25 protein-coding genes and 1 pseudogene are annotated in these 25,416 nt (G+C 62.7%); 13 read left to right on the top strand and 13 right to left on the bottom strand.

What is annotated here, in order from left to right; all coding sequences use genetic code 11:
* Positions 1–242 precede the first annotated feature (242 nt).
* Positions 243–2,354, top strand: a complete 2,112-nt coding sequence (locus tag N7E70_RS22325; protein ID WP_263007670.1) for a DUF294 nucleotidyltransferase-like domain-containing protein — start codon at positions 243–245, stop codon at positions 2,352–2,354.
* A 6-nt stretch (positions 2,355–2,360) separates the two neighbouring features.
* Here the strand turns inward: N7E70_RS22325 and N7E70_RS22320 are convergent, their stop codons facing one another.
* Positions 2,361–2,993, bottom strand: coding sequence for a hypothetical protein (locus N7E70_RS22320; RefSeq protein WP_263007669.1), 633 nt, complete (start codon positions 2,991–2,993; stop codon positions 2,361–2,363).
* Between the two features lie 256 nt (positions 2,994–3,249).
* On the opposite strand from N7E70_RS22320, the gene N7E70_RS22315 reads away from it, so the two are divergent.
* From N7E70_RS22315 to N7E70_RS22300, 4 genes are all read left to right on the top strand, one after another.
* The gene (locus N7E70_RS22315) at positions 3,250–3,504 is read left to right on the top strand and encodes a DUF4212 domain-containing protein (RefSeq protein WP_067963983.1); all 255 of its coding nucleotides are present in this window, start codon (positions 3,250–3,252) and stop codon (positions 3,502–3,504) included.
* A 10-nt stretch (positions 3,505–3,514) separates the two neighbouring features.
* Positions 3,515–5,497, top strand: coding sequence for a sodium:solute symporter family protein (locus N7E70_RS22310; RefSeq protein WP_263007668.1), 1,983 nt, complete (start codon positions 3,515–3,517; stop codon positions 5,495–5,497).
* A 122-nt stretch (positions 5,498–5,619) separates the two neighbouring features.
* A complete protein-coding gene (locus tag N7E70_RS22305) occupies positions 5,620–5,928 on the top strand; it encodes a hypothetical protein (RefSeq protein WP_263007667.1) in 309 nt (102 codons plus the stop codon).
* 3 nt (positions 5,929–5,931) lie between these two features.
* On the top strand, positions 5,932–6,249 hold the full coding sequence (locus N7E70_RS22300) for a hypothetical protein (RefSeq protein ID WP_263007666.1): 318 nt from the start codon (positions 5,932–5,934) through the stop codon (positions 6,247–6,249).
* A gap of 561 nt (positions 6,250–6,810) precedes the next feature.
* Here the strand turns inward: N7E70_RS22300 and N7E70_RS22295 are convergent.
* From N7E70_RS22295 to N7E70_RS22270, 6 genes are all read right to left on the bottom strand, one after another.
* Positions 6,811–8,052 (bottom strand): MalY/PatB family protein, encoded by a 1,242-nt coding sequence (locus tag N7E70_RS22295; RefSeq protein ID WP_263007665.1) that lies wholly within the window; start codon positions 8,050–8,052, stop codon positions 6,811–6,813.
* 58 nt (positions 8,053–8,110) lie between these two features.
* Positions 8,111–8,914 carry an amino acid ABC transporter ATP-binding protein gene (locus N7E70_RS22290; protein WP_269441416.1) on the bottom strand — a complete coding sequence of 268 codons (804 nt, stop codon included), beginning with the start codon at positions 8,912–8,914 and terminating at the stop codon, positions 8,111–8,113.
* Positions 8,911–9,834, bottom strand: a complete 924-nt coding sequence (locus tag N7E70_RS22285) for an amino acid ABC transporter permease (RefSeq protein ID WP_067963970.1) — start codon at positions 9,832–9,834, stop codon at positions 8,911–8,913. Before N7E70_RS22285 ends, N7E70_RS22290 begins: the two co-directional genes overlap by 4 nt.
* 75 nt (positions 9,835–9,909) lie before the next feature.
* Positions 9,910–10,761, bottom strand: a complete 852-nt coding sequence (locus N7E70_RS22280; RefSeq protein ID WP_263007664.1) for an ABC transporter substrate-binding protein — start codon at positions 10,759–10,761, stop codon at positions 9,910–9,912.
* Between the two features lie 143 nt (positions 10,762–10,904).
* On the bottom strand, positions 10,905–11,867 hold the full coding sequence (locus tag N7E70_RS22275; RefSeq protein ID WP_246340759.1) for a LysR family transcriptional regulator: 963 nt from the start codon (positions 11,865–11,867) through the stop codon (positions 10,905–10,907).
* Between the two features lie 321 nt (positions 11,868–12,188).
* The gene (locus tag N7E70_RS22270; RefSeq protein WP_263007663.1) at positions 12,189–12,512 is read right to left on the bottom strand and encodes a YciI family protein; all 324 of its coding nucleotides are present in this window, start codon (positions 12,510–12,512) and stop codon (positions 12,189–12,191) included.
* 129 nt (positions 12,513–12,641) lie between these two features.
* Here N7E70_RS22270 and N7E70_RS22265 point away from each other — a divergent pair.
* Positions 12,642–12,830 (top strand): annotated as a pseudogene (locus tag N7E70_RS22265) (molybdopterin dinucleotide binding domain-containing protein); the annotation flags it as partial.
* On the opposite strand, the gene N7E70_RS22260 reads toward N7E70_RS22265, so the two are convergent.
* Both N7E70_RS22260 and N7E70_RS22255 read right to left on the bottom strand, forming a co-directional pair.
* On the bottom strand, positions 12,823–12,948 hold the full coding sequence (locus N7E70_RS22260) for a hypothetical protein (RefSeq protein ID WP_246670764.1): 126 nt from the start codon (positions 12,946–12,948) through the stop codon (positions 12,823–12,825). The pseudogene N7E70_RS22265 and the gene N7E70_RS22260 overlap by 8 nt on opposite strands.
* Before the next feature lie 399 nt (positions 12,949–13,347).
* Positions 13,348–14,247, bottom strand: coding sequence for a LysR substrate-binding domain-containing protein (locus N7E70_RS22255; RefSeq protein ID WP_263007662.1), 900 nt, complete (start codon positions 14,245–14,247; stop codon positions 13,348–13,350).
* Positions 14,248–14,354: 107 nt separating this feature from the next.
* Between N7E70_RS22255 and N7E70_RS22250 the strand changes: the two genes are divergently transcribed.
* Genes N7E70_RS22250 through N7E70_RS22235 form a run of 4 tightly spaced genes read left to right on the top strand, consistent with a single transcriptional unit; the run spans position 14,355 to position 19,587 of the window.
* Complete coding sequence (locus N7E70_RS22250) at positions 14,355–15,458, top strand: glycine cleavage T C-terminal barrel domain-containing protein (RefSeq protein WP_263007661.1); 1,104 nt, start codon at positions 14,355–14,357, stop codon at positions 15,456–15,458.
* 8 nt (positions 15,459–15,466) lie between these two features.
* Positions 15,467–17,080, top strand: coding sequence for an AMP-binding protein (locus tag N7E70_RS22245; RefSeq protein ID WP_263007660.1), 1,614 nt, complete (start codon positions 15,467–15,469; stop codon positions 17,078–17,080).
* Positions 17,077–18,750: an acyl-CoA dehydrogenase gene (locus tag N7E70_RS22240; RefSeq protein ID WP_263007659.1), complete on the top strand. Its 1,674-nt coding sequence runs from the start codon at positions 17,077–17,079 to the stop codon at positions 18,748–18,750. Before N7E70_RS22245 ends, N7E70_RS22240 begins: the two co-directional genes overlap by 4 nt.
* Positions 18,751–18,780: 30 nt before the next feature.
* Positions 18,781–19,587 (top strand): crotonase/enoyl-CoA hydratase family protein, encoded by an 807-nt coding sequence (locus N7E70_RS22235; RefSeq protein WP_154385128.1) that lies wholly within the window; start codon positions 18,781–18,783, stop codon positions 19,585–19,587.
* Positions 19,588–20,166: 579 nt separating this feature from the next.
* Here N7E70_RS22235 and N7E70_RS22230 read toward each other — a convergent pair.
* A complete protein-coding gene (locus tag N7E70_RS22230; RefSeq protein WP_263007658.1) occupies positions 20,167–20,892 on the bottom strand; it encodes a glutathione S-transferase family protein in 726 nt (241 codons plus the stop codon).
* A gap of 97 nt (positions 20,893–20,989) precedes the next feature.
* On the opposite strand from N7E70_RS22230, the gene N7E70_RS22225 reads away from it, so the two are divergent.
* The 3 genes from N7E70_RS22225 to N7E70_RS22215 all read left to right on the top strand — a co-directional run bounded on the left by N7E70_RS22225 (position 20,990) and on the right by N7E70_RS22215 (position 23,632).
* Positions 20,990–21,895 carry a LysR family transcriptional regulator gene (locus N7E70_RS22225; protein ID WP_263007657.1) on the top strand — a complete coding sequence of 302 codons (906 nt, stop codon included), beginning with the start codon at positions 20,990–20,992 and terminating at the stop codon, positions 21,893–21,895.
* Between the two features lie 94 nt (positions 21,896–21,989).
* Entirely contained in the window at positions 21,990–22,883 is an 894-nt protein-coding gene (locus N7E70_RS22220; RefSeq protein ID WP_263007656.1) for a cation diffusion facilitator family transporter, read from the top strand.
* Between the two features lie 110 nt (positions 22,884–22,993).
* Entirely contained in the window at positions 22,994–23,632 is a 639-nt protein-coding gene (locus N7E70_RS22215) for a hypothetical protein (RefSeq protein ID WP_263007655.1), read from the top strand.
* A gap of 119 nt (positions 23,633–23,751) precedes the next feature.
* Here the strand turns inward: N7E70_RS22215 and N7E70_RS22210 are convergent, their stop codons facing one another.
* The 3 genes from N7E70_RS22210 to N7E70_RS22200 form a co-directional block, all read right to left on the bottom strand.
* Positions 23,752–24,144 carry a tautomerase family protein gene (locus tag N7E70_RS22210; RefSeq protein ID WP_263007654.1) on the bottom strand — a complete coding sequence of 131 codons (393 nt, stop codon included), beginning with the start codon at positions 24,142–24,144 and terminating at the stop codon, positions 23,752–23,754.
* Between the two features lie 60 nt (positions 24,145–24,204).
* Complete coding sequence (locus N7E70_RS22205) at positions 24,205–24,639, bottom strand: MarR family winged helix-turn-helix transcriptional regulator (RefSeq protein WP_263007653.1); 435 nt, start codon at positions 24,637–24,639, stop codon at positions 24,205–24,207.
* A gap of 230 nt (positions 24,640–24,869) precedes the next feature.
* The gene (locus N7E70_RS22200; RefSeq protein ID WP_269441415.1) at positions 24,870–25,397 is read right to left on the bottom strand and encodes a SixA phosphatase family protein; all 528 of its coding nucleotides are present in this window, start codon (positions 25,395–25,397) and stop codon (positions 24,870–24,872) included.
* Positions 25,398–25,416: the final 19 nt, after the last annotated feature.

The raw sequence follows: 25,416 nt of genomic DNA, 5'->3' as shown, positions 1-25,416 counted from the left end.
GTGGACCGACGCCCAGGCTGCGCGCAAATCACATTCAGGCGAATACCGCGCGGAAGAGAACCTCGAGGATCGAGCCTCACGGAACGGGCCGGCTTGCCGACATGTTCGGTGAGGCTGTTGGAGCAGCCTTCGACCTGGCGTGCCGGTCGCGCTATGCCGCGGCAGAAAATTGGCCGATATTGTCGGCCCGGGCAACAGCGGGACATCCGAGCCGGGCATTCAGCAACCTCGCAGGAGCGGACATGAAGCCGGCGACCGGCGCGACACCCCTGATTTCAATGGCGGCGACGGCGGTCGACACCGAGACGACCGGGCTCGACGCCACCAAGGCCCGTATCCTGCAGATCGGTGCGGTCGGCATCTGGCACGGCAAGATCAAACCGGAACGCCGCTTCGAACTTCTCGTCGATGCCGGCGAAGCTGTGCCGCCTGCGGCTTCCCGCATCCACGGCATTACCGACGACCAACTCGTCGGCCAGCCGGATTTCACCGCAGCCTGGCACCGGTTCCAGCATTTCACCGGACCACGGGTTCTCGTCGGCCACTCCATCGGCTTCGACCTGGCGGTGATGGAGCGCGAATGCCGGCTTGCGAACCTGCCCTGGACCAAACCGCGTGCGCTATGCGTGCGCCTTCTTGCGGCGGTGGCCAATCCCAGTCTGGCGGACCATTCGCTCGACGCGGTCGCCGCCTGGCTGGGCGTGGAGGTTGCCGGCCGGCACACGGCTCTGGGGGACGCGTTCACGGCTGGCAAGGTCTTCATCGCGCTGCTGCCCGAATTGCGCAAGCGCAACGTCCGGACGCTGGGCGAAGCCGAACTGGCGTGCCTTGCCCTTTCGCGCGATCTTGAAGCCGGCCATCGCGCCGGCTGGAGCGAACCGGTGTCGCGTCCTCAGGCTCCTGTTTTCCAGTCGGTGGATCCTTACGCGTACCGCCACCGCGTCGGCAGCCTCATGAGCACCCCCGCCGTGGTGGTGACATCGGGCCAAACCATGCGGCAGGCCATCGAGCTGATGGTCACGCGAAAGATCAGCTCCCTGCTGGTGTCCGATGCCGGAGAACCGAACCGACCGGTCGCCGACTACGGCATCGTCACCGAGCGCGACGTGATGCGGCGACTGTCCGGCAGCGGCGCGGATGCGCTGGACCTGCCGGTCGGCACCTTCGCCTCCAGGCCGCTCGCCAGCGTGCGCGCCACAGCCTTTGCCTATCGCGCCATCGGGCGCATGGACCGGCTGAAGATACGTCACCTTGCCGTGCGCGACGATGCCGGAACGCTGGTGGGCGTGCTGTCGGCGCGTGACCTGCTGAGGCTGCGTGCCAGCGAAGCGATCAACCTCGACGACCAGATCGAACATGCCACGGGCGCCGCCGAACTGGCGGCGGCATGGGCCACGCTTCCCGGCGTCGTGCGCTCGCTGCTCGCCGAAGCGATCGATCCGCGCATCGTCGCCGAGATCATCTCCGAGGAGTTGCGCGCCATGACCCGCCGCGCCGCCGTGCTGGCGGAGCTTGCCATGCAGGCGCAGGGTCACGGCGCGCCGCCCTGTCGATACGCCGTGCTGGTGCTCGGCTCCGGCGGACGCGGCGAAAGCCTGCTGGCTCCCGACCAGGACAACGCCATCGTCTTCGAGCACGGCGAACCCGATGGTCGGCAGGACCTCTGGTTCAAGATGTTTGGCGAAAAGCTCGCCGATACGCTCGACGCCGCCGGCGTGCCTTACTGCAAGGGCGGCGTCATGGGCCGCAACGCGGCGTTCCGCGGCAGTCTCGAAACGTGGAAGAATCGCGTCGAGGAATGGGTCCGGCGCTCGCGGCCAAACGACCTGCTCAACGTCGACATCGTCTATGATTTGAAGCCCGTGCACGGTGACGTGGCGTTGAGCGACGCGCTGTTCGACCATGCCTATGCACGCGGCCACGCCGAGCCGGTCTTTGCCAAGCTCCTCGGCGAGCAGATCGTTTCGGACAACCCGTTCACGCTTCTGGGCGGCCTGCGGCTCGACGACGGCCGGCTCGATATCAAGATGCACGGCCTGTTCCCGATCGTTGCGGCGGCACGGACGCTGGCAATTCGCCACGGCATCCGGGCACTGAGCACGCGCGACCGTCTCGAGGCGTTGATCGCCCGCGATGTCGGCGGCGAGCAGGACATGAAGGCGATGCTGGCCGGCCATGCGTTTCTGATCGGGCTGCTGCTGGATCAACAGATTCGCGACGTCTATGCCGGCGTGCCCGTCTCCAACCGCGTCGACCTGGCCGCAATCCCGCGCGAGCAGCAAGGCGAGTTGAAGACGCTGGTCAGGCGCCTTCAGTCCGTGCCGGGGCTGGTGCGCGACCTGATGTTCGCCTGAGGCCCGTCAAGCGCCGGGCGCGCCGAGCAGTTCATCGACGATCGCGGCGCGATCGGCCAGCTCCAGCAGGTCCTCATGCGCTCTCAGGATGTTCATCCGCAGGAAGTTGAAGATGTAGTCATAGTCGTTGGTCAGCAACTCGGGATGGATCGGCACCGCATCGAACACCATCCGCGCCAGCGGATCGGGGATCTCCCGCACCGGCCGCGGCGCTCCGGCCTGCGCTGCCACCAGTCTGCCGCGCACCAGGGCGGCCGCGTCCTCCCAGAAGGTCCCAGGCGAGCCGTCGGGAACAGGGTGCTTTGCAAAACTCATGCGGGCGACCCGCTCGATCGCTGTCTCCAGACCGCGCTGACGCCCGGCTGCAACCTCGCGCAGCGACCCTTCGACCATCTCCGCGACCATGGCGTAGCACGGCGGGTAGGCCCGCCAGCGCGCCTGATCGAGCGCGGTCTGGAACTCCTTTTCGCTGAACAGCTTCTGCCAGAACACGCCCGCCCGCACGCGGCAGAATTCGACGATGCACTTCTGCGCCAGGAACGAGGCGCGCGCATCCATGAAATCTGCCAGATCGGCGGTACTGTGGATCGGCGTGGCCTTGCGGAGAAATCCCGGAAGAAGACCATCGAGAAGGCCCATTGCAATATTCCCTTCGTCTGCCGCGTGCTGCCAAGCGTTAGCCTTCGCGACACCTCTTAGCCAGCCCGCCGAACCGATTCTAAAGTCGAATAACGGGCAGTTGCAAATACAGCTAGAGTTCAAGCAGCGTCGGCTGAGTCCATCATGACGCCGACGCTCGCCAGATTCCCGTTTGCGGGAGCTTGGCGACTTGCTGAACGGCCGGTTGGTCGGGGAGAATCTGCACAGGCTGTAAATCAAGGGAGGGATCAACGCGATGGCGACGCCGGACCGCGTAAGCTACTGGAATAAGACCCGCAGTCTCATGTTTCTTATGCTTGGGCTGTGGTTTTTCTTCGGATATGTCATCCACTTCTTCGTCGGCCCACTCAACAATATCGTCATTCTGGGCTTCCCGCTGGGCTTCTACATGGCCGCGCAGGGTTCGCTCATTGCTTTCGTCGTGATGCTCTTCTGGTTTGCACGCAAGCAGAACGGCATCGACGAAGAGCACGGTGTGTCGGAAGAGTGAGGGGGGAACCATGGCAACGACGACAACCAGCGGCGGCGGAGATTTCGTCTCCAATCTAGGCCGCATCTACGGAATCTACACCGGAGGCTTCATAGCCTTCGTCATCCTCATGGCGATCCTGAGCGCCGCCGGCGTGCCGAACTACATCATCGGCTACATGTTCGTCGGCTTCACCATCCTGATCTATGCCGTCATCGGCATTCTGTCGCGGACCATGCAGGTCGGCGAATATTATGTCGCCGGCCGCCGCGTGCCTGCGATCTACAACGGCATGGCGACAGGTGCGGACTGGATGTCGGGCGCCTCATTCGTCGGCATGGCCGGTACGCTTTACCTGCTCGGCTATGACGGCCTCGCCTTCGTCCTGGGCTGGACCGGCGGCTATGTTCTGGTCGCGATTCTGGTCGCGCCATATCTGCGCAAATTTGGCGCCTATACGGTGCCCGACTTCCTTTCGGCGCGCTATGGCGGCAATCTTGCCCGCTTCATCGGCGTGATCGTGCTGTTTTCGTGCTCTTTCACCTATGTCGTCGCGCAGGTCTATGCGACCGGCATCATCTCGGCCCGCTTCCTCGGCCTCGACTTCAACGTCGCGGTCTATGTCGGCCTTGCCGGCATTCTGGTCTGCTCCATGCTTGGCGGCATGCGCGCAGTCACCTGGACGCAGGTTGCCCAATACATCGTGCTGATCATCGCCTACCTCATTCCGGCGATCTGGATGTCCACGGTCAAGACCGGCGTCCCCATCCCGCAGATCATGCAGGGCACGGCGCTGGCCAACATCACCGCGCTCGAAACCGCGCAGGGCATCGCGGTCCACCACATCACGCCGTTCGTCCACGGCGGCTACAACGCGCTCAACTTCTTCCTGCTCATCCTGTGCCTGATGGTCGGCACCGCTTCGCTGCCGCATGTGCTGATGCGCTACTTCACCACGCCTTCGGTGCGTGAGGCGCGCGTCTCGGTGGCATGGTCGCTGCTGTTCATCTTCATCCTCTACTTCACGGCGCCGGCCTATGCCGCTTTCGCCAAGTGGACCATGCTCGACCTGGTGGCTTCCGGCCTGACGCCGGACAACATCGCCGAGAAGGCGGGATGGATGATGCGCTGGGCCGCAGCCGACAACGCGCTGGTGCAGATCTGCGGCAAGGCTGCCATCGACGCAGCCGCCATCGCCGCAGCCTGCGCGGAACAGGGTGTGACCAATATCGGCTTTGCCAACATCAACCTCAATGCCGACATGATCGTGCTTGCCACGCCGGAAATGGCAGGCATGCCCTATGTCATTTCGGGCCTTGTCGCAGCCGGCGGTCTCGCGGCCGCGCTGTCGACGGCCGACGGCCTGCTTCTGGCCATCGCCAACGCGCTCAGCCACGACATCTACTACAAGATGATCGACCAGAACGCACCGACGGCGCGCCGCCTGGTGGTGTCGCGCGTGCTTCTGGTGCTGGTGGCGATCGCGGCGGCCTATGTCGCCTCGACCAAGCCTGCCGACATCCTGGCCATGGTGTCCTGGGCGTTCTCGCTTGCGGCGGCAGGCCTCTTCCCGGCGCTGGTTCTCGGCGTCTGGTGGAAGCGTGCCAATTCGGCGGGGGCGATTGCCGGCATGATCGCAGGCTTCGGCATCTGCCTCTACTATCTGCTGGGCACCCGCTATGGCGCGGTCGGCTTCGTGGAGATGTGGAGCGGCCTGTCGACGGCAACGGCCGAGCAGTTGGCCAAGTTCGAGGAGCTCAAAGCCGCCTTTGCGGCCGCTGCCCCCGATGCTCAGGCAGCCGCCTGGGCGGCGTTCGACAAGCATGCGCAGTCGATCGCGAACTGGGGCGGGGTGAAGAACCTGTCGGCGGCGGCGTTCGGCCTGCCCGTCGGCTTCGCGGTCATGTATGTCGTCTCGCGCCTGACCAAGGAGCCGTCACACGAGCTGCAGGAGTTCATCGAGGAGATCCGTGTTCCTCGCGGCAAGACGATCATGGAAGAAAAGACGGCCTGATCATCGCATCGGACGTCAGGGGAGGGGTCCGGACAGGACCCCTCTTTCTTTTTTGCGCGATGCCGCTATGGCTCGCATGACCGCCCCATGATCCCCCCCATGATCCCCATTGGACCGCGTGCATGAACGAATTCTGGAGCTACTGGTATTTCCACCTGCCCAATTTCGTGTTGGCAGCAGTGATGTACACATTGATCGGGCGGCTGGTTCTCGGTTTTTTCGTGCCGGAGAACTGGGACAACTTCATCTGGCGCGGCTTCCGCTTCGTCACGGACCATGTGGTGCGCGCCGTGCGCTACCTCACGCCTGCAGTGTTGGCCCAGCCGGTCGTGCTGATCTTCGCGGCACTGTGGCTGATGGCGCTGCGGCTTGGCTATTTCATGATGCTCTTCAACGCCGGGCTGGCACCCGGCGCAACGGCGGGGAACTGAGACATGGAACGCACGGGTCTGGTTCCGGTGATGGCGATCGCCACCGTCAACGGTATCTTCTCCCCCTGGGTGCTTGTGCTTTTCGTGCTGTACCCGGTCTGGTACCCGTCCTGGGCGCCACCGACCAGCCAGTTCGTCTACATGGCGAGCGCGCTCATCCTGTCGACGCTCACCCTGATGGTGGCAGGCGTTCCGGCCGCACTCTACGAACGCCTTTCGGCGCGCCCCCAAAGCGTCGTCGTTGCGTCGATCTGGCTGGGATGCGCAGCGCTTCTCACACTGCCTGCCGTGCCCAACATCATGCGGGCCCTGGCCGGCTGATCCGATCGCGCAGCGACCCACGCATTTGAGTTGGGGTCATGACATCCCCGGCACGACAGAGTGTTCGCAACGCGCATCGGAAGTTGGTACGACCGACACAGATCCGAAACTCATGGCGTTGCAGACAGCAAGAACCATCGGCATCGCGCGTCTGGCGATTGTCTGTTCGCATTGATACGCTACGCCGGGCGGACCGCCCATGGCGATGGTCATGAAATCTACGCGTGAACACAGCCGACATCACTGTCGAAACCCGTGAACCAAGGAGCGGTATCCCAGTTGCACGACCCCGACGTCAAACATCTGGGAAGATGAGTTGGCAGCCCATGAACAGACAGGAATTATTATGGTTCTTGCTGCTTGTGGCCACCGGACTGGCCATCGCATCGTTGGTCATATCGCCCGTGCAATAACACAGGCTCCTCGTCCACAACCTCTCCGGCGGCGAATCGAACAGCAAGGTGGCAATGGCGGCGGGATGCGCCGTCGCCACTGCGGTCGGAGGTCCGGCAACTCAATGCCCAGTGAGGGCTGCGAGACGCGTCTCCGCCGTGCTTGCCATCAGCAAGCGCTTTCATCAAAGGAACGTCCGGTAAGTGGAACGAGTACGGAGAGCAGCCGTCGCATGCCCGCCTCCAGGATCGATCTCGAAGTGCCGAGGTTGATGCGGATGTGGTTCTCTCCACCAGGCCCCATCGGCTCGCCATAGGTCACGACGAGCTTCGCCTGCCTTTCAATCAGCGGCTCATAGACGGTCTTCGGCGTGTTGAGCCTGGAGAGATCCAGCCAGGCGAAGTATGCTGCTTCGGCGACCGGAACCGTGACCTCGGGCAGGAATGACCGGATCAAATCCGTGACGTATGCGTGATTGCCGGCAATATGGTGCATCAGCGCGTGGCTCCAATCGTCACAATCTCGGAACGCCACTTCGGCAGCGGCGTATCCAAGTGCGCTGCCACCATACTGTAGATTGGCGCGCAGCAAGCCGCGCCGGAAGGCATCCCGCAGGACCGGGTTCGGGGTGACAACGATGGAATGCTTCAGTCCGGTGAGATTGAAGGGCTTGCTTGGTGAGAACAGGCAATAGGAATTCATCGCAGCCCATTCTGAAACCGCAGCAAAGGGTGTGAATTCCGTTCCCTCATACAGCATCCCGCTGTAGACCTCGTCGGAAACCACGATGACTCCGCGTTCGGAGCATATGCGTGCCAGCTCCTTCAGCTCGTCGCGAGTCCAGACCCGACCAACCGGATTATGCGGGCTGCAGAGCAACAACAACTTTGTTCGGTCAGTAATGCAGGCCTCCAGCCCGGCAAAATCCATCTCGTATGTGCCGCCGCGATTGATCAGTTGATTGGCGACGGGCACGCGGTCGTTGGCCTTCACGATCTCGGCAAAAACGTGGTGGACGGGTGGCTGGTAGATGATCTCGTCGCCGGCCTGGGTCAGTTCCATGATAATCGAGTGCATCGATGGATAAATCGCGACACACGCGTCGATCCACGTCTTCTCCACCTGCCATCCAAAACGTCTGCTCAGATAACCCGTGACCGCGTCGTAGTAGCTGGGTCGTCTCAGGGGATAACCAAAATGGCCGGCTTCGACCGCACGATGCAGCGCTTCGACGACGGCCGGTGGCGACCGGAAATCCAGATCGGCGGTTCCAAACGAGAAAAGGTCTTTGTCGCCCAGTCGGTCGATTTCCATCTCCCACTTGAGGGTGCTGAGAGCTGACCGATCTATCGCCTTGCTGAAGTCATGGAGCGATTGCTCGGATGCAGACCGAGCAGTTTTTGCGGACATGGGGTCTCCTTGCCCCGTGGTTTCACGGGGTCGATATCTGGTTGCTTATGGAAGCGGACTACTTGACGCGCGCCAGGAACTCGCGGAGGCGTTTTGATTGCGGATTTGCAATCATTTCTTTTGGAACGCCACGCTCGACAACCACGCCACCGTCCATGAAAACGAGTTGGTCAGCGACTTCTGACGCGAAGCCGATTTCGTGGGTAACCACCACCATGGTCATGCCGTCCCGCGCCAAATCCTTCATGACGGCAAGAACCTCCCCAACGAGTTCGGGATCGAGCGCCGAAGTCGGCTCGTCGAAGAGAATGACCTTGGGCCGCATGGCAAGCGCCCGAGCTATCGCCACGCGTTGTTGCTGCCCACCAGAGAGCTGTCGTGGATAAGCGTCACACTTCTCGGCCAGACCAACCTTGCCAAGGAGATGGACCGCCCGCTCCGTGGCAGATTTGACCGATTCACCCCGGACATGGACTGGTGCCTCGATGACGTTCTGCAGGACGGTCAGATGGCCGAAAAGGTTGAACTGCTGGAACACCATGCCGACCTCGGCACGACGGCGGCAGATTGCGCTGTCTGGCAGTTCATGGAGCCGGTCTTGCCTGAGCTCATAGCCTATGAAGTCCCCATCCACGAGGAGCAGGCCGCCATCGATCTTCTCCAGATGGTTGATGCATCGCAAGAACGTGCTCTTGCCCGAACCCGAAGGCCCGATGATGCAGGCGACGCTGCCTGTCGGGACGCTCAGGCTGACGTCTTTAAGCACTTCGAGGGAACCGAAGGATTTTCGGACGCCTTCGGCATAGACCATGACATTCTGGTCGATACCAAAGCGGCCGTGATGTGTCCTTGAAACAGTCATTGTGTGACCCTCCTGCGAACGGAGAAGGCATTGCCGAATGTTGCTTTCAGCATGCCCTTGCCTTGCCGGGTGGCATTGTCCCGGGAGAAATAGCGTTCCAGGTAAAACTGGCCGATCGACATGATCGCCACGACAACGAGGTACCAAAAGGTTACAACCAGCAACAGCGGTATGGTCTCGAACGTACGGGCGTAGATGGATTGCGCCGAATAAAGCAGGTCACCCACCGCAACGACGCTGACCAGCGAAGTGGTCTTGAGCAGGTTGATCGTCTCGTTGCCGGATGGAGGGATGATTACTCGCATGGCTTGGGGGATGATGATGCGGCGCATCAACAGGCTCGGCTTCATCCCGAGGCACAGAGCCGCTTCCCGCTGGCCTTGGTTGACCGACTGCAGGCCGTTGCGGATGATTTCCGCCATGTAGCCGGATTCGTGGAGCGAAAGGCCGACGACGGCCGCGACCAGAGGCGTCATGACGTCGTTGGTCGAAATGGAAAAAATGGTGCCAAGACCAGGCAGCCAAAGCTCGAAGCGCGGAACGATCAGCGCCAGATTGTACCAGAGTATGAGCTGGACCAGCGCCGGCGTTCCCCGGAAGAACCAGACGAACACTTTTGCCGGCGTTGAAAGCAGCCGGCTCGGCGACAAGATCATAAGTGCCGCAATCGTGCCCAGGACAACGGCGATCACCATCACCAGAGCGGTCACGATGAGGGTCACCAGGAGACCATTCATGATCAGCGGATTGAAGAGATAGCTTCCGGCGATGGGCCATTGCAGCTTGGGGTTCATTGCCGCGCTGCGAACTGCCAGCGCGAGAAGCGACAGGACAAGGATGATCGCCGCGAGGCGGAACGGGTGGGGCAGCGGAACCACTTTAAGCTTGGCAATTGCCGCAGAGTTTTGATCGTTTTTCATGGGTGTCGCACAGCTCTCCCCGCCCGGCGGTCGAGGCCACCGGGCGTTCAGTCGATCTCGGATGAGAAATGGCGGTTAGTGGTTCAGTTGAGAGACGTCGGTATAGATGACCGGCGCGTCCAGGGACGACTTGCCCATGTTGTAACTGTCGAGCAGCTTTTTGTAGGTGCCGTTCGCCATCAATTCTTTGAGGACGGCATCCACCATGGCTGCCGTAGCCTTGTCTCCCTTCGGGACTGCGATCCCAAGCGGTGACGGATAGTAGCTGTCGCCGGTAACGACGAGCTGCCCCTTGCTCGTTTTCTCAAAATAGCCTGTGGCCGTCGAGTCATCCAACCAGGCCTCGGCGCGACCTGAAAGCACCGCAGCGATGCTGTCCTTTGGCTCCGGATAGATCTGCTTGTTGATCTCCGAAAGGTTGGCGGCCTTGCAATCGGCCGAGATCCGGTCGGCAGCGATATCGCCGGAAGTGCCGGTCTGAACCGCGACAGCGTGCCCGCAAAGGTCAAGCTTCTTTGTGAATTTGTCCTTGTCCTCCGGCTTCACCGTTGCCACGGAGCCGGTTTCCATGAAGGAGATGAAGTCCACCTGCTTCAAACGCTCAGGCAGCACCGTGAAGGTGGTCCAGGCCATCGTTGCGCGCCCCGATGCGAGAGCCGGAATCTGCGAGGCGAAGGGAATTGTGACGACTTCCAGCTTCACCCCCATCAGGTCGGCAGCGGCCTGAGCCATCTCAATGTCCAGGCCAGCCGGCTTTCCGGAGGCGTCAGTGAACTCGAAGGGGGCGTAGGCGAGCGAACTGGCGATTGTGAGCTTGCCACTGGTCTTGACGGCATCCGTTACGGGAATGTCGGCAGCAAAGCTGCTGATGGTCGAAAATGCCGAGAGCGCAAGAACCACGCCACTCGTTGTAAGGCTACGCTTCATTGGTTCCTCCCTGTTTGAACCGTGGCCTACGGATAGCAGTCGCCTGCATGATCGGTGAAATTGATAATGTGACATAAGACTATGCATGCCATGCATAGTGCCGTCGTGAAACAGCCCATCAGGGGCCAACGCCTGGCGCACGCCTATTGTTGAGATTGACGGCCGCCGGAGATGTTCAGGCGTCCATACGCCGCTTCTTTCAATGCCCGCTGAACCTCTGTCGTGGCGATGATCAGGCTTCGCAGCCAGGCATGTCCCGCATCGGCCTCCAAACCACGTTCGTAAATCATGGAGACCCGAACGTCCGGGAGAGGGAACGGGGCCGGAACGATCTTGGTCTCGGTTTCTTCGGAGACCGCGAAAATGAAGTTGTCGCCAAAAACCGTTATGAGAGGCGTGTCCTTGATGATCCAAGGCGCCACGAGATAGTGCGGAATGGTGGCGACAACCTTCCGCTTGAGGCCAAGGCCTCTCAGAACGATATCGGCAACGCCATCCGCCTTGCCGTCTGCAGAGATCTGAAGATGAGGCGAAGACAGGTAGCGCTCTTGGGTGAAATCATCCAGCAGGCCATTCCCTTTCCAGCCGGCACAGACCATCTTGTGCGTCGACAGTTGCACGACTGTAATCTGGTCACTCTTGAGCGAAAAGTTGCCGAGCACCGCGCATTCGATTTGCTTGGATTTCAACAAGTCGAGGACTTCAGCCTCTCTGGTGTGCAAGACGTTGAGTGTGGCATTTGGCGCCTGAGCCGAGAAGTTCTGGATGAGGCTCGGAAGGATCGTAACGGCCGAGGAATCCGAGAGGCCGATCCTGAAGTTTCTGAATGTGCTTGCCGGCTCGAAATTCAGATGCCTTTCGACGACCTGACGAATGTCAGCCAGCGCGCGAGTAAGAACCGCAGCCAGTTCTTTCGCCCGAGGCGTCGGCTCCATCACCCCTGAATCGCGAGAAAACAATTCGTCCTTGAAGATATGCCGCAACCTGGAAAGTGAATGGCTTGTGGCCGACTGCGTCCGACCAAGCAGTTCCGCCGCCTTTGTGACGCTGCGCTCCTGCATCAATGCGTCGAACGTACGAAGCAGATTCAGATCGATTTGATTCAAGGAGAACGCGTGTGGGCTCGGAGGCATCTCACAACATCACGAATTTCAGCTCCGGCGACTTATACATACATACGAAAAATGTGCGCTACGATCACGATAATTAAGAAGCAAGGTTACCGCAGATCCTCACCGCCAGGCATGATTGCCGATTTCCGTGCCGGGCTGATCCAGCGTCCGCTTACATCATTTGCTCGCCAAAAGCAGCCGGGCAGAAAACCACCCCATACCTGTCATCTTCACTATCTCGGCAGCGTGAGATAGCTGCGCAGGCTGTCGAGGCGGCGCGCATTTGCTCTGCGTCGGCTCTTGGAGCCGGTTTGCCTACTCCAGCGGCCACACTTCGACGACGCCATGCGCAACGGCACAGGGAACGCCTGAGATCTTCTTGACCGCTTCCGCCATATCCGCAGCCTCGATGATGGCGAAGCCGGCAACCGGCAAGGCCGACGACATGAATGGGCCATCCCGCGTCTCCGGACCCGCCGCTTCGGGATTGCGCACCTGCACGGGCGCACCGGCGATTCCGATCAATGCGCCCTCCGCGCGCAGCATTGCATCCTGCGCGTGGGCGGCGTCGCGGACGGGTTGTGAGGTCCGGTCATATCCGGCCTGGTCGCCATATCCGATGGTGAGGAATTTCGGCATGATGTCGTCTCCTTCTGGGGGGCTGCGGCACAACAGGCGGCCCGCAGACGATCCAAGTCGGTATGCTGAGGTGCTTCGGAGCGTCACAAATCTGATTGCATTATGCAACCTGTTTTATCGCGACACATGGAATCGACCTTCACCGAGCCGCCGGTGTCGCGCGACAAGGAGGGGCGGGCTGACCTTTTGATGCATTCCGAGGACGCGGCAGCCCTCGGGATCACCACAGGCGACCGGGTCGAGATCGGCAACATGCGCGGCGAGGTCGTGCTGCATGCCCGCCTGTTCGACAAGATCAAGCGCGGCGTCGTCATGGCCAGACTTCAAAGGCGCCGTGCGCCACCGCGCAGGGCACCTGCGAAACCTTTTCGATTGCTGCGGCCAGATCGGCGGCCTCGATGATGGCGAAGCCCGCAATCGGCAAGGCCGACGACATGAACGGTCCGTCGCGGGTTTGCAGGTCGCGGGCCTCTGGATTGCGGACCTGCACCGGTTTCCGGCAATGCCGATGACAGCGCCTTCGGACCGCAGTTTCGAAAGCAAGAAGTCGGCTCTTGACCGGAAATCGCCTGACTCATCCTCACACCGCAAGAAGGCCGCGGAGGCGATTGAGGTGCGCATGAAAGCCATGGAAATCAGATCGCGCCAAGGTCACTATCTCCATAGTAAATGGCGTAGGCAATTTCCAATGGACGTAGCCAGTTCATGTCGGATGATACCGTCCAGTTGCTTCGCGCCGAGTGGCGGGCCGATGACCACCACGGCCTAGCCGGCGTTGGCCCGTGAGGGTCACTCTTGGCATGAAGCGTCTCAGAGAGCGGCGGCGCGGGTGCGATCAGGTGGCGCGATTGCGCGCGGTTCTAGATGCTTGCGCAACAGACAGAAGCCAGTCTGTAAACAAGCCGGCGTCTGGATGCGTGCTATTGCCTGCGGGCTCAACCAGGTAAAAAGCCTCATCAATCGGCAGGGCGAGGGCAAACGGCGTGATAAGCCGTCCTGAAGCCAAAGCATGTTCGGCCAGCGATTTGCGCCCAAGCGCGATACCTCCGCCGTGCGCCGCCAGTTCAAATGCCGTCAGCGACGTGTCCAGATGGAGGCCGCTGCCGGCGTCGATCTCAGGAGCTCCGGCTGCCTTCAGCCAGATGCCCCAGCCCTCATGGTAGCCGAGCACATGCAGGAGCCTGTGGTTGCGCAGATCGTCGGTCTCTCGCAATAGGCTTGAAGGGGCGCAGAGTGGGGTAATTGTCTCCCATGTCAGGCGATGGCTATTGAACCCCGGCCACCGCCCGTTGCCATATTGGATGTCGAGGTCGAAATCTTCGGTGTCGAAGGCATCTTTCCAGACGCTGGATAAAAGGCGGATGGTCTTGCCCGGATATCGATTCAGATAGTCGGGAAGGCGTGGGGCAAGCCAGTTGACGGCGAAGGAAACCGCGCAGCGTAGGGTCAGGACGCTGCTACGGCGCTGGCCAAAGACCTCTCGCGTGCCGATGGCTAGACGCTCCATTGCATCCTGGATCTTGGGCAGATAGGCGGCGCCGGACTTGGTCAGCTCCAACCCGCGCGGTCGGCGGATGAACAAGGGCCGCCGCACATATTGCTCCAGCGCCTTCACGTGTTTTGAGACGGCAGCTTGAGTGAGATGCAATTCGGCAGCCGCCTGTGTGAAGCTCAGCGTCCGGGCCGAGGCCTCGAAGGCGCGGAGCCAGGTCAGGGGAGGGAGATCCAGATTCATCACAGCCTCAAAACGCAGATATAACTATTTGTATAGGCATTGCCCCCGAATACGTCGTTTGACCAATGCGCGCCAGAGGCGTCTCTGGGAGCATCCAGGGAGGTTTCATGTTCAATGTGTTTCCATCGGCGCGCCTGCGCCCATCGCCCTTTTACGCCAGCGCGGTTGCCGAAGGCATGACCGCTGCCAGCATCTACAACCGCATGATCATGCCGACCTCCTATGGCGACCCGGAGGCGGAATATTGGCGTCTGATCAACGGGGTCTCGCAATGGGATGTGGGGGTTGAGCGCCAGGTGCAGCTGAAGGGCCCGGACGCCGGGCGGCTGGCGCAGATCCTGTCGCCGCGCAATCTTTCGACCTGCCAGGTGGGACAGGGAAAATATGTGCCGCTGTGCAATCACCGGGGCACGATCATCAATGACCCGATCCTGTTGAAGCTGGCCGACGACCTCTACTGGTTCTCGATCGCCGACAGCGACATCTGGCTCTGGGCCGGGGCCATCGCCGCCGAGCGCGGCCTGAATGTGGAGGTCAGCGAACCCGACGTCTCGCCGATGGCCCTGCAGGGCCCCAAGGCCGAGGATGTCGTGGCCCATGTGCTGGGCGACTGGATACGGGGCCTGAGATACTTCTGGTTCCGCGAAACCGAGATCAAGGGCATCCCCGTTGCGGTGCAGCGCTCGGGCTGGTCGAAGCAAGGCGGCTTCGAGATCTACCTGAAGGATGGCAAACGCGGCACCGAGTTGTGGAACATCTTCAAGGACGCAGGCCGCCCCTGGGGTATCGGGCCCGGTGCGCCAGCCACTGCGGAACGTACCGAAAGCGGTCTCATATCGGTCGGCGGGGACACGGACGAGGCGACGAACCCGTTCGAAGTGCGTCTGGGCAAATATGTGGACCTTGACGTGCCCGACGACGTGGTGGGAATTCAGGCCCTGCGCCGGATCAAGGCCGAAGGAATAAGGCGACATCAGCTGGGCCTGGTGCTGGAGGGCGAGGCGCCCGCGCCGCTCGGTTTCCACCGCGAGCAGATCACCCGAAATGGCCAGTGCATCGGAATGATGACGAACTGCGTCTGGTCGCCGCGCATGAAAGCCAACATCGGTTATGCGCTGGTCGACGCAGGCGTTCCCACCGGCGAAACGGTCCAGGTTCTGCGCGATCATGGTCCGGTTGCCGCTAGGCTGGTCGATCTTCCTTTCCTCTGAGGCGCGCCATGCAACAGCACTTTGACGCGCCGATGCGGGACGCTGCCAACCACGTGGCGCTGTCGCCCTTGTCCTTTCTGAAGCGGGCGGAAACGGTCTACGCGAACCTCCCCGCCTTGACCTACGGCGACCGTCGCCGCACTTGGCGCGAGACCGCTGCGCATTGTCGGTCCGTCGCCGCGGGGCTGGCAGCATTGGGCGTCAAGGCGGGGGATACGGTGGCGGTTCTGTCGCCCAACATCCCCGAGTTGTTCGAGTTGCACTACGCCGTTCCGCTGCTCGGCGCCGTATTGAACACTATCAACACGCGGCTGGAGCCCGAAACGGTCGCCTATATCATCGACCATTCGGACGCCAGGCTGGTGATCGCCGACACCGCGCTTGCTCCCCTTTTGCGTCATGCGTTCGAGATCAATGGCAGGGACCTTCCGGTGGTCGATATCACGGACCTTCCGGGCCATGCCGGCTTTGGCCAGACCACCTTTGACGATCTGACCGCCCATCCTCCGATGGACTGGGCGCTGCCGCAAGATGAATGGCAGGCATTGGCACTGAACTATACTTCGGGCACCTCGGGACGGCCGAAGGGGGTGATCTATCACCATCGTGGCGCCTATCTGATGGCGATGGGAACGGTCGCGGGCTGGGCCCTGCCGCCGCACCCGACTTACCTGTCGGTCGTGCCCATGTTCCATTGCAATGGCTGGAACCATCCCTGGGCCATGGCGATCGTCGGCGGCCATATGATCTTCACGCGCGACATCGCCCCGGCGAAATTGCTGGCTGCCATAGCCGCGCATCGGGTCACCCATATGGGCGCGGCGCCGATCGTGCTGCAGATGTTCTGCGACAGTCCCGATGCACGCCCCTTCGATCCGAAGATCAGGGTGCTAACCGCAGGCGCCCCGCCGCCGCCCGCCATCCTGGAAAGGGCCTCGGCCCTCGGCCTCGACGTCATGCAGGTCTACGGCCTGACCGAAACATTCGGCCATATCTCGCAGTGCCTGTGGCAGGACGAATGGGATAGGCTGCCCGCCTCTGCCAGAGCCGAGAAGCAGGCGCAGCAGGGCGTGGCGTTTCCCATGGTCGAGGATATCCGTGTGGTGGACCGCACGACCGGAGCCGACGTGCCGCGCGACGGCCTGACCCAGGGCGAAATCGCCATCCGGGGCAACACTGTGATGAAGGGATATTACAGGAACCCCGCCGCCACGACCGAAGCCTTCGCCGACGGCTGGTTCTGGTCGGGCGACGCCGCCGTGGTCCATCCCGACGGCTACGTGCAAATCCGCGATCGGCTGAAGGATGTCATCATCTCAGGCGGCGAGAATATCTCCTCGGTCGAGGTCGAGGCCGTCCTCTATCGCCACCCTGCCGTGCTTGCGGCGGCCGTCGTGGCCCGCCCGGACCCGAAATGGGGCGAAAGCCCATGTGCTTTCGTCGAACTTCGCGAAGGCCCGGCCCCGACCGAGGCAGAACTCATTGCCTTTTGCCGCGACCGCATTGCTCACTTCAAGGCGCCGAAGACGGTGGTTTTTGGCGCACTGCCAAAGACCGCCACGGGCAAGATCCAGAAGTTCGTTTTGCGCGCAGCCGCTCGTGATCTGGGGTCAAAATCATGACTTGGGAAGCTCCCGTAAAGGACCTGCTTTTCAACATCGCCCTTGCCGCGCCGGGCGAAATCGATCTGGATACGGCTGCCGTCGTGCTTGAGGAGTTCGGCCGCTTTTGCGCGGAGGAAATCGCACCGCTAAACCTCCCCGGCGATCGCGAAGGGTCGCGCTGTGACGCTGGTCGGGTGACCACACCCGGAGGCTTTCGCGCAGCCTATACCAAGTTCGTTGAAATGGGCTGGCAAGGTCTGCCGCATCCCGTGGAGTACGGCGGCCAGGGCCTACCCCGGACTGTGGGCGCTGCGGCGGGCGAAATTCTGAATGCCGCGAACATGAGCTTTGCGCTCTGCCCTCTCCTGACCGATGGCGCTATCGAAGCCTTGCGCCATTTCGGTTCGGATCAGATGAAGGCCGTCTACCTGCCGAATCTGGTTGCGGGGCGCTGGACCGGCACCATGAACCTCACCGAACCGCAGGCCGGTAGCGATCTGGCACTGCTGCGAACGCGCGCCGAGGCGCAAGGCGACGGCACCTATCGGATCACCGGTACCAAGATCTTCATAACCTATGGCGAACATGATCTGGCCGAGAACATCATCCATCTCGTCCTTGCCCGCACGCCTGATGCCCCGGGGGGCGTCAAGGGGATCAGCCTGTTCCTGGTGCCGAAGGTCCTTCCCGACGGCAGCCGCAATCGCGTGACCTGCCAGAGTATCGAGCATAAGCTGGGAGTCCGGGCCAGTCCGACCTGCGTCCTGAACTACGAGGGCGCGACCGGGTTTCTGATCGGGGCCGAAAACGCTGGGCTGGAGTACATGTTCACGATGATGAACGCCGCCCGCTTTGCGGTCGGCATCCAGGGGGTTGCGATCTCGGAACGCGCGAGCCAACAGGCACTGGCATACGCGGAAGCCCGCATCCAGGGCCGCCCGGTCGACGGCAGCGCCCCCGGGGCGGTCGCCATCATCCAGCATCCCGATGTGCGCCGGATGCTTTCGCACATGCGCGCCACAACCGAAGCTTGCCGTGCATTGGCGGTCTTTGCTGCGGGTTGGCAGGACCGTAGCGACGCGGCGATTGCGGAATTCCTCGTGCCGCTGGTCAAGGGGTACTGCACCGAAATGGCCGTGCACGTCGCCTCTCTGGGGGTGCAGGTTCACGGCGGCATGGGCTTTATCGAGGAAACCGGAGCCGCCCAGCACTACCGAGACGCCCGCATCCTCCCGATCTACGAAGGCACCACTGCCATTCAGGCCAACGACCTTTTAGGCCGCAAGACCCTGCGCGACGGTGGTACCACGGCAACCCGTATCGCCGCGATGATCGCAGAGACGGAAAAGGCGCTCAATGGCGGCTCACCGGTCGCGCAGGAGATCGCTGCACGGCTCGGCGCAGCGCGGCAAGACTTCGAAGCGACCGTCGCCTACCTTCTGTCCGCCCCCCCGACCGAAGCATATGGCGGTGCCGTGCCCTATCTCATTCTGGCTGGAAACCTGGTCGCAGGCTGGCAGATGGCGCGCTCGGTCCTTGCGGGCGAAGCATTCGTCGGCGACCGCGACTTCATGATCGCCAAGACTGCCACCGCGCGGTTCTACGCGCATCACATCCTGCCCGAGACTGGTCTCCAGCGCGCCCGCGTCATCCAGGGTGAGGCAAGCCTCCTGGACGCCGCCTTCTGATCCACTTGCCTTTTTGAACAGGACCGCAGAATGACCGTTGAGATCGACCGCACCCGCTTCGCAAACCTGGCCATCGAGGCGCATGATGACGGCGTCTGGGTTGTCACCCTGAACCGTCCCGCCAAGCGCAACGCGCTCGATTCGCACATGATCGAAGAGCTAGTCGAGTTCTTCTCGACTGCGCCGCGCGCAGGGATCCGCGCCATAGTGCTCGCCGCCAACGGGGATCATTTCTGCGCCGGGCTGGACCTGGTCGAGCATCATCAGGCCGACCGCAGCCCGGCCGAGTTCATGCATCTTTGCATGCGTTGGCATGAGGCGTTCAACAAGATGGAGTACGGTGGTGTCCCCATCATCGCCGCACTGAAGGGTGCCGTTGTCGGCGGCGGTCTGGAACTAGCTAGCGCGGCCCACATTCGGGTGATGGACCAGACGACATATTTCGCGCTGCCCGAGGGCCAACGCGGACTTTTCACGGGCGGCGGCGCCACGATCCGCGTCACCGATCTGGTCGGGAAGTCGCGGATGATCGACATGATGCTGACGGGCCGTGTCTATCAGGGGCAAGAGGCGGTCAGTCTGGGGCTTGCGCAATACATCACCGAAGGCTCCAGCCTTGAAAAGGCAATGGAACTGGCTCGCAAGGCGGCTCAGAACTTACCGCTTTCGAACTTTGCCATCTGCTCGGCCGTGAGCCACATGCAGAACATGTCGGCATTGGATGCAGCCTATGCCGAGGCGGTCGTGGCGGGCGTGGTGAACACCCAGCCTGACGCCCGCGCCCGTCTTGCGGCCTTTGCCGACAAATCGGCGGCCAGGGTGCGGCCCAACAATTGACGAGGTTGCGCCGATGTTCCCGCCAAAAGAACAGGACTGGCGCTGAACCGGCAGCGTCCAGACTGTGAAGTGGACTGTGTCCCTCTGGCTCGAGGCCGGTCGGACGACGGTCTTGACCACGTTCCGGGGCTGTAGGGGCGCGTGCTGCTCCGGTCTGAGACAACCAGATGTCGAGTGCGTCATGAAGAGACTCGATTACGGCGACGCATCCATCTCCGTGTCGTTCGAGCCAATTCGTCCGTTTGCGTGGTGAGTTGATCGCCCGACATCGCGAAACAGCAACGCCTCTACATGGCATCTGGCAGCAAGATCTGAACGCCGCGACGAATGGCAGGTTTTAAGTCTTTGGTTCAGAAGCCCATGACGACAGAATTGGAGGCGCTCAGCTGGTAGGCCGGTTTACGATTGGAACCCTTTGGTCGCCGATTTCGGCGAACAGAAGCTGAAGGTCAGGAATCCACCCCGCATCGTTCGAGATCTGCTCATGCCGTGGACTTGACCATATCGAGCGTCGTCTTTCCACCCGCACCGAAAAAGGGCTGCGCGCCGGACAACGCGCAGCCCTTTCTCCCTGACCGCTCAGGCGGCCTGCGCGGCAGCGGTGTCGCGCAGCACCTGGGCGAGCGGCACCAGCCCCTTCATCGCGCCGCTGCCCTTGGCCGTGACGTCGCCGTCCTCGATCGCCACCGCGAAGCGGAAGGCCGGGTCGGCTTCGAGGCGGTTGCGCAGGGCGAGGATGCGCGGGTAGTCGGCCGGGTCGACCGCCTCATGGAACTCGACCCAGCGCGCCACGCCTGAAAACACCGCATCCGCCAGCGTCGGCTTGTCACCGAGCAGATAGGCGCTGTCGCCGATCATCGCCTCGAGCTGGGCGTGGCGGGTGGTGACGAAGTCGCGGCCGAACTTGCGCAGCGTCTCGCGCTCCGCTTCGGTGGCGTGTTCGGCTTCGAGCGCCACCCAGAGCGGGCCGAAGGCGCCGGTGAAGGCAGTGTTCAGGAAGGCGATCATCTGGTGCATCCTGTCGGCCTCCGGCGTGCCCGGTTCGAAGCTGATGCGGCGCTCGGTGTCGCGGGCTTCGAGCCACAAGGCGATCGCCATTGTTTCGGTCAAAACGCGGCCGTCATCGGTGACCAGAACCGGCGTTTCCACGCGGCCGTTGAAGCGCTTGTATGCCTCGGTGCGCATCTCGCCCAGCATGTCGACGCGGGTCAGCCGGTAGGGCTGGCCGAGCCATTCGAAGGCGGTAACGAGGCCGGCCGACGAGCCGAGCGGGAAGCCGGAGGTGAAGATCGGTAGGGTTGTCATGTCAGGTCTCCATTGTTGAGAACCCTGATGTATTCCCGTGGACTTTGATGCTGTAGTCGGGCAATCTGAAACAAAACGTCCACATACGTAGACTTTGATGCTGAACCTCAACGATCTCCAGTTCTTCACTGCTGCCGTCGATCACGGCGGTTTTGCCGCCGCCGCCCGGCGCCTCGGCTGCCCCAAATCGACCGTCAGCAAACGGGTGGCGGCACTCGAAGCGTCGCTCGGCGCGGTGCTGATCCACCGCAGCTCGCGCAATTTCACGCTGACCGACGTCGGCCGCGACTGTTATGACCATGCCCGAGCCGCCGTCATCGAGGCCGAGGCAGTGGAGACGGTTGTGTTGCAGCGGCTGGCCGAGCCGGCCGGCACAGTCCGCATCACCACCTCGGTGCCCAACGCGCAGTTCCGGCTGGCGCATCGGCTGCCGCTGCTGGCGCGTCGCCATCCCAGGCTTCTGGTCCAGCTGCATGTCACCGACCGCTTCGTCGACCTGGTGCAGGACGGTTTCGACATCGCGCTGCGCAGCCACTTCGCGCCGCTGCCCGATTCCGACCTGATGCAGAGGCGGATGAGCGAAGATGCGATCACGGTGGTGGCGGCACCGTCCTATGTCGCGGCACATGGCGAACCCGAGACACCGGAGGCGCTTGCAGGCCATGACGGGCTGATGAGCTCGATGACGTCTAGGAGCTGGCGGCTGCGCCATGGGCAAGGCCGCATCGTCGAGGTGGCGCCGCGGCAGCGTTTCCATGCCGATGAATCGGTGCCGTTGCTGATGGCGGCGGAAGCCGGCCTCGGCATCGTCTGCCTGCCCGAGCTGATCTCGGCCAATGCGGTGGCGCAGGGCAGGCTGGTGCGGCTGCTGCCCGACTGGACGGCAGGCCAGGTGACCACGACGATCCTGACGCCACACCGGCGCGGCCAATTGCCGGCGGTGCGCGCGGTGATCGACTTCCTGCTCGAAAAGGAGCCGGACGGCGTCGCGGCGGCCGGGTAGCGTCGCCGTTCGCACAGACGTGTGAGCGCTGCGTCTTTCGTCCGTCGCCCATCTCGGTCTAGCCTGTGTCAGGAGAAGGCGAGCGGAGGCCTTGATGAGCGGCGACCACGATCATGGCGACATGCAAAACACGCCGGTGTCGCGGCTGTGGTTGGCCTTGGGCCTGACCGGCAGCTTCATGGTCGCCGAGGTGATCGGCGGCATCGTCACCAACAGCCTGGCGCTGATTTCGGATGCCATGCATATGGCGACCGACGCCATGGCGCTGGCGATCGCTTTGATCGCCATCAAGGTCGGGCGCCGCGCCGCCGACCTGTTGCGCACCTATGGGTATGCCCGTTTCGAGATCCTGGCCGCCGCCTTCAACGCGCTGCTGTTGCTCGGTGTCGCCTTCTACATCCTCTATGAGGCCTATGTCAGGCTGTCCCAGCCGACCGAGATCGCCTCGCTCGGCATGCTTGTCGTCGCCGTCATCGGCCTTGCCGTCAATTTCCTCTCGATGCGGCTTCTGACGCAACACAAGGACAACAGCCTCAACGTCAAGGGCGCCTATCTCGAGGTCTGGGCCGACATGCTGGGCTCGCTCGGCGTCATTGCTGGTGCTGTGGTCATCTGGCTGACCGGCTGGACGTGGGTCGACTCGCTGATTGCCGTCGGAATCGGCTTCATGGTCTTCCCGCGCACCTGGGTGCTGCTCAAGGCGTGCATCAACATCCTGCTCGAAGGCGTGCCGCCTGGCATGGAGCTGGCCGAGGTGGAACTGGCGATATCAACCGTGCCCGGCGTGGCCTCGGTGCACGATCTGCATCTGTGGGCGATCACCCAGAGCAAGGCGTCGCTGACCGCGCATGTGGTGCTGGAGGAGGGCGCCGATGCCGAGACGGTGCGCCGGGCGGTGGAGGTGCGGCTGCAGGAAAAGTTCGACCTGCACCACACCACATTGCAGATGGAGCGGGTCAGCTGTGCGCCGCTGGAGCGCATCCACTGACCCTGCCTGCGTCAAACTGTCAGCACTCTGTCACGTTATCTCTAACATCTGGAATGCCTATCTATGGCCCGGCCGATGCGTGTTCGGCGCGGAACCTTAGGAGAGCGTCGATGGGCGGGTTTGATTTCAGGAACAAATACAGCGGCAAGGGCCGGGATGGCCTGCTTGGCTCGGTCCTCGGCGAAATCGGCAAGCGGCTTGGCGACAAGGCCTCAAGCGGCAGTCATGGCGGCACCAGTCACGGTGGCAGCAGCCATGGCGGCAGCAGTCACGGTGGCAGCAGCCATGGCGGCAGCAGTCGCGGCGGCAGCGGCCATGGCGGCGGCAACTGGGGTCAGCGTTCGGGCAACGACGGAGCCTTCGGGCGCGACGGGCGTGTGGCGTCGGCAAAAACCGCGCCGCGCTCGCGTTTGCCCGGCTTCGGCAGCACGGCAGCGCTTGTCGTGCTGGTGGTGTGGACGCTTTTGGCCTGGGGCGGCTACAGCCTCGTCGACGGCGTGCTCGCCTGGACGTCGACAAATGCCGGCGCCCTGGTGCAGACCGGCCGGGATGCGGCGGCCGCGACCGGCATCGGCTCGGAGGTTGTCGGTGTCGTCGGCAGTGCCGAGACGTCGGGCCTGCTCGGCGGATTTTTCGCGCTCGTCGGTGCCGTGCTCAAGCCGCTGGTGGTCGTGGTCTGGCTGGTCGGCGCCGTGCTGATCATGGCGGCACCCAGGCTGGTGTCGCTGCTCACACGCAAGTTCCGCTAGGCGGTTTTTGGCCCGGCGCGGCCAAGACAGGCACGCCCAGGATTTGCGTGGCTCAAGACAGGCCACGCGCCCCAGGACCTGGCATGGCGCCACGTCGGATGCGGTGATCAGGGGTGCCATCACGGATGGTGATAGCGGAACTCCTGGGTCTTGCCGCCATAACCGTAGGACGCCGCGCGCACGTCATGGACGTGGATGTAGCTCTCTTCGTGGATGTCGCCGAGGATGTCGGCAAAGCCTTGGAAAACCGCCGCGATGTAGCGCTTCTTCTCGTCCTTGGTGTTGGTCTCGTCGGTGATTTTGATCTCCAGCGCAAAGCTCGACTTGCCGTGGCTGGCGAGCGAGCGGCCGGCGATGATCCAGTCACGCGGGTCGATATAGCTGATGGCGATTGCCGTCACTTCGGGCTTCTTGCCGAGGATTGTGCTGGTGTGTTCGGCGAGCATCGCCGCCACCTTGTCGGTCAGCATGTCGCTGCGCTGGGCTGCGATCTTGACGGTGAGGATAGGCATTTTCTCTCTCCTATGATTAGCTATGCAACTATTGTGAAGGGTTCATGGGTCGTGATTGGCTCATTCCAGCTTGGCGGCGATCGCCTTGGCCTGCTCGACGAAGCCGGCAAACACCTGGTCGCCGAAAACGCCTTGCAGGCGTTGGGTGACCGCGCCGCTGGCGGCGTTCAGCGCGTCCTTGATCGCAATCGCCTCCGCCGTCGGCGTGATCAGGGACTCGCGTTTGTCACCGGTTGATTTTGTTCGGACGATCAGGCCCCTGGCTTCCAGCCCGTCGAGGCCGCGTGTCGCGGTTGCCCGGGCGATCTTCAGCTCGTCGGCCAGTTCGCTCTGCAACAGGCCCGGCCGCAAAAGCACCGCCCTGAGCATGAAGCCTTGCGGCGGCGTCAGGCCGAAGGGCTGAAAGGCCGCCGTCCAGACGCGGTCGAGCTGGCGCGCAAGCGCCGTGGTGTTGAAGTAGATGCAACGGTCGAACATGGAGACGGTATAGCTCATAGTAGTTGCATATGCAATTATTATTTTGACCCCGGCCGGAAAAACGCGCGGCCGACCGTGACACGGCGGTGACCTCGAAGGACTGAATGGCCTGATGTTGCCGGGCAGGGGGCGGCCTGCCGGTCTCTCGCCGGTTTCAGGCGCTGGCCAATCTCAAAAGCTGGCCGATCTTCAGAATGCTGGGATGGCAGGGAACTGACCCGGCAGTCGCTCGTCCGCGCCGCTGCGCCTCAGGCCAACTCTCTAGGCCTGATACAATGGGTCAGGCGCGCGCCGCCGGGGCTGAGCTGAGCCCAGTCGCCGTCAATCTCGAAGCGGGCCAGCGCGCCGCTCGGGAATTTCTCTTCGAGCGAGCTGACGGCATCGGCGTCCGAGCCGGGACCGGCCAGCTGGGCGGCGAAGATCTCAAGCCCGGGATTGTGGCCGATAACCAGCAGGCTGCCGATCTCCTGGGGTGCGGATCTGGTCAGCGCAAACAGGTCGTTGGCCAAAGCGCTATAGATGCTGTCGTGGAAGCTTGCCGCGGGCAGGGGCGCCGGCCAGTCGGCTGACGCAAGCTGCCATGTCTGGCGGGTGCGCGCGGCAGGCGAGACATAGACCAGTTCGGGCAGCCAGCCGCGTCGGGCGATTTCCTGGCCCATGCGCGGTGCGGCCTTCAGCCCACGCGGCGCCAAGGGCCGGTCGAAATCGGCAAGCGCCTCGTCGTCCCAGCTCGACTTGGCATGGCGCAGAAGAAGAAGATGCCTCGTCCTTGCCATGCCTGCCTTTGCCATGCGG

It is taken from the genome of Aminobacter sp. NyZ550 (assembly GCF_025628925.2).
Classification (GTDB): domain Bacteria; phylum Pseudomonadota; class Alphaproteobacteria; order Rhizobiales; family Rhizobiaceae; genus Aminobacter; species Aminobacter ciceronei.
This window is presented reverse-complemented; position numbering and strand designations above follow the sequence as displayed.

What these genes read in the sequence shown, in the direction of transcription:
- N7E70_RS22325 (WP_263007670.1), top strand. Translation starts at nt 243, where the DNA reads ATGAAGCCGGCGACCGGCGCGACACCCCTGATTTCAATGGCGGCGACG.
- N7E70_RS22320 (WP_263007669.1), bottom strand. Translation starts at nt 2,993, where the DNA reads ATGGGCCTTCTCGATGGTCTTCTTCCGGGATTTCTCCGCAAGGCCACG.
- N7E70_RS22315 (WP_067963983.1), top strand. Translation starts at nt 3,250, where the DNA reads ATGGCGACGCCGGACCGCGTAAGCTACTGGAATAAGACCCGCAGTCTC.
- N7E70_RS22310 (WP_263007668.1), top strand. Translation starts at nt 3,515, where the DNA reads ATGGCAACGACGACAACCAGCGGCGGCGGAGATTTCGTCTCCAATCTA.
- N7E70_RS22305 (WP_263007667.1), top strand. Translation starts at nt 5,620, where the DNA reads ATGAACGAATTCTGGAGCTACTGGTATTTCCACCTGCCCAATTTCGTG.
- N7E70_RS22300 (WP_263007666.1), top strand. Translation starts at nt 5,932, where the DNA reads ATGGAACGCACGGGTCTGGTTCCGGTGATGGCGATCGCCACCGTCAAC.
- N7E70_RS22295 (WP_263007665.1), bottom strand. Translation starts at nt 8,052, where the DNA reads ATGTCCGCAAAAACTGCTCGGTCTGCATCCGAGCAATCGCTCCATGAC.
- N7E70_RS22290 (WP_269441416.1), bottom strand. Translation starts at nt 8,914, where the DNA reads ATGACTGTTTCAAGGACACATCACGGCCGCTTTGGTATCGACCAGAAT.
- N7E70_RS22285 (WP_067963970.1), bottom strand. Translation starts at nt 9,834, where the DNA reads ATGAAAAACGATCAAAACTCTGCGGCAATTGCCAAGCTTAAAGTGGTT.
- N7E70_RS22280 (WP_263007664.1), bottom strand. Translation starts at nt 10,761, where the DNA reads ATGAAGCGTAGCCTTACAACGAGTGGCGTGGTTCTTGCGCTCTCGGCA.
- N7E70_RS22270 (WP_263007663.1), bottom strand. Translation starts at nt 12,512, where the DNA reads ATGCCGAAATTCCTCACCATCGGATATGGCGACCAGGCCGGATATGAC.
- N7E70_RS22260 (WP_246670764.1), bottom strand. Translation starts at nt 12,948, where the DNA reads ATGTCGTCGGCCTTGCCGATTGCGGGCTTCGCCATCATCGAGGCCGCC.
- N7E70_RS22255 (WP_263007662.1), bottom strand. Translation starts at nt 14,247, where the DNA reads ATGAATCTGGATCTCCCTCCCCTGACCTGGCTCCGCGCCTTCGAGGCC.
- N7E70_RS22250 (WP_263007661.1), top strand. Translation starts at nt 14,355, where the DNA reads ATGTTCAATGTGTTTCCATCGGCGCGCCTGCGCCCATCGCCCTTTTAC.
- N7E70_RS22245 (WP_263007660.1), top strand. Translation starts at nt 15,467, where the DNA reads ATGCAACAGCACTTTGACGCGCCGATGCGGGACGCTGCCAACCACGTG.
- N7E70_RS22240 (WP_263007659.1), top strand. Translation starts at nt 17,077, where the DNA reads ATGACTTGGGAAGCTCCCGTAAAGGACCTGCTTTTCAACATCGCCCTT.
- N7E70_RS22235 (WP_154385128.1), top strand. Translation starts at nt 18,781, where the DNA reads ATGACCGTTGAGATCGACCGCACCCGCTTCGCAAACCTGGCCATCGAG.
- N7E70_RS22230 (WP_263007658.1), bottom strand. Translation starts at nt 20,892, where the DNA reads ATGACAACCCTACCGATCTTCACCTCCGGCTTCCCGCTCGGCTCGTCG.
- N7E70_RS22225 (WP_263007657.1), top strand. Translation starts at nt 20,990, where the DNA reads ATGCTGAACCTCAACGATCTCCAGTTCTTCACTGCTGCCGTCGATCAC.
- N7E70_RS22220 (WP_263007656.1), top strand. Translation starts at nt 21,990, where the DNA reads ATGAGCGGCGACCACGATCATGGCGACATGCAAAACACGCCGGTGTCG.
- N7E70_RS22215 (WP_263007655.1), top strand. Translation starts at nt 22,994, where the DNA reads ATGGGCGGGTTTGATTTCAGGAACAAATACAGCGGCAAGGGCCGGGAT.
- N7E70_RS22210 (WP_263007654.1), bottom strand. Translation starts at nt 24,144, where the DNA reads ATGCCTATCCTCACCGTCAAGATCGCAGCCCAGCGCAGCGACATGCTG.
- N7E70_RS22205 (WP_263007653.1), bottom strand. Translation starts at nt 24,639, where the DNA reads ATGAGCTATACCGTCTCCATGTTCGACCGTTGCATCTACTTCAACACC.
- N7E70_RS22200 (WP_269441415.1), bottom strand. Translation starts at nt 25,397, where the DNA reads ATGGCAAGGACGAGGCATCTTCTTCTTCTGCGCCATGCCAAGTCGAGC.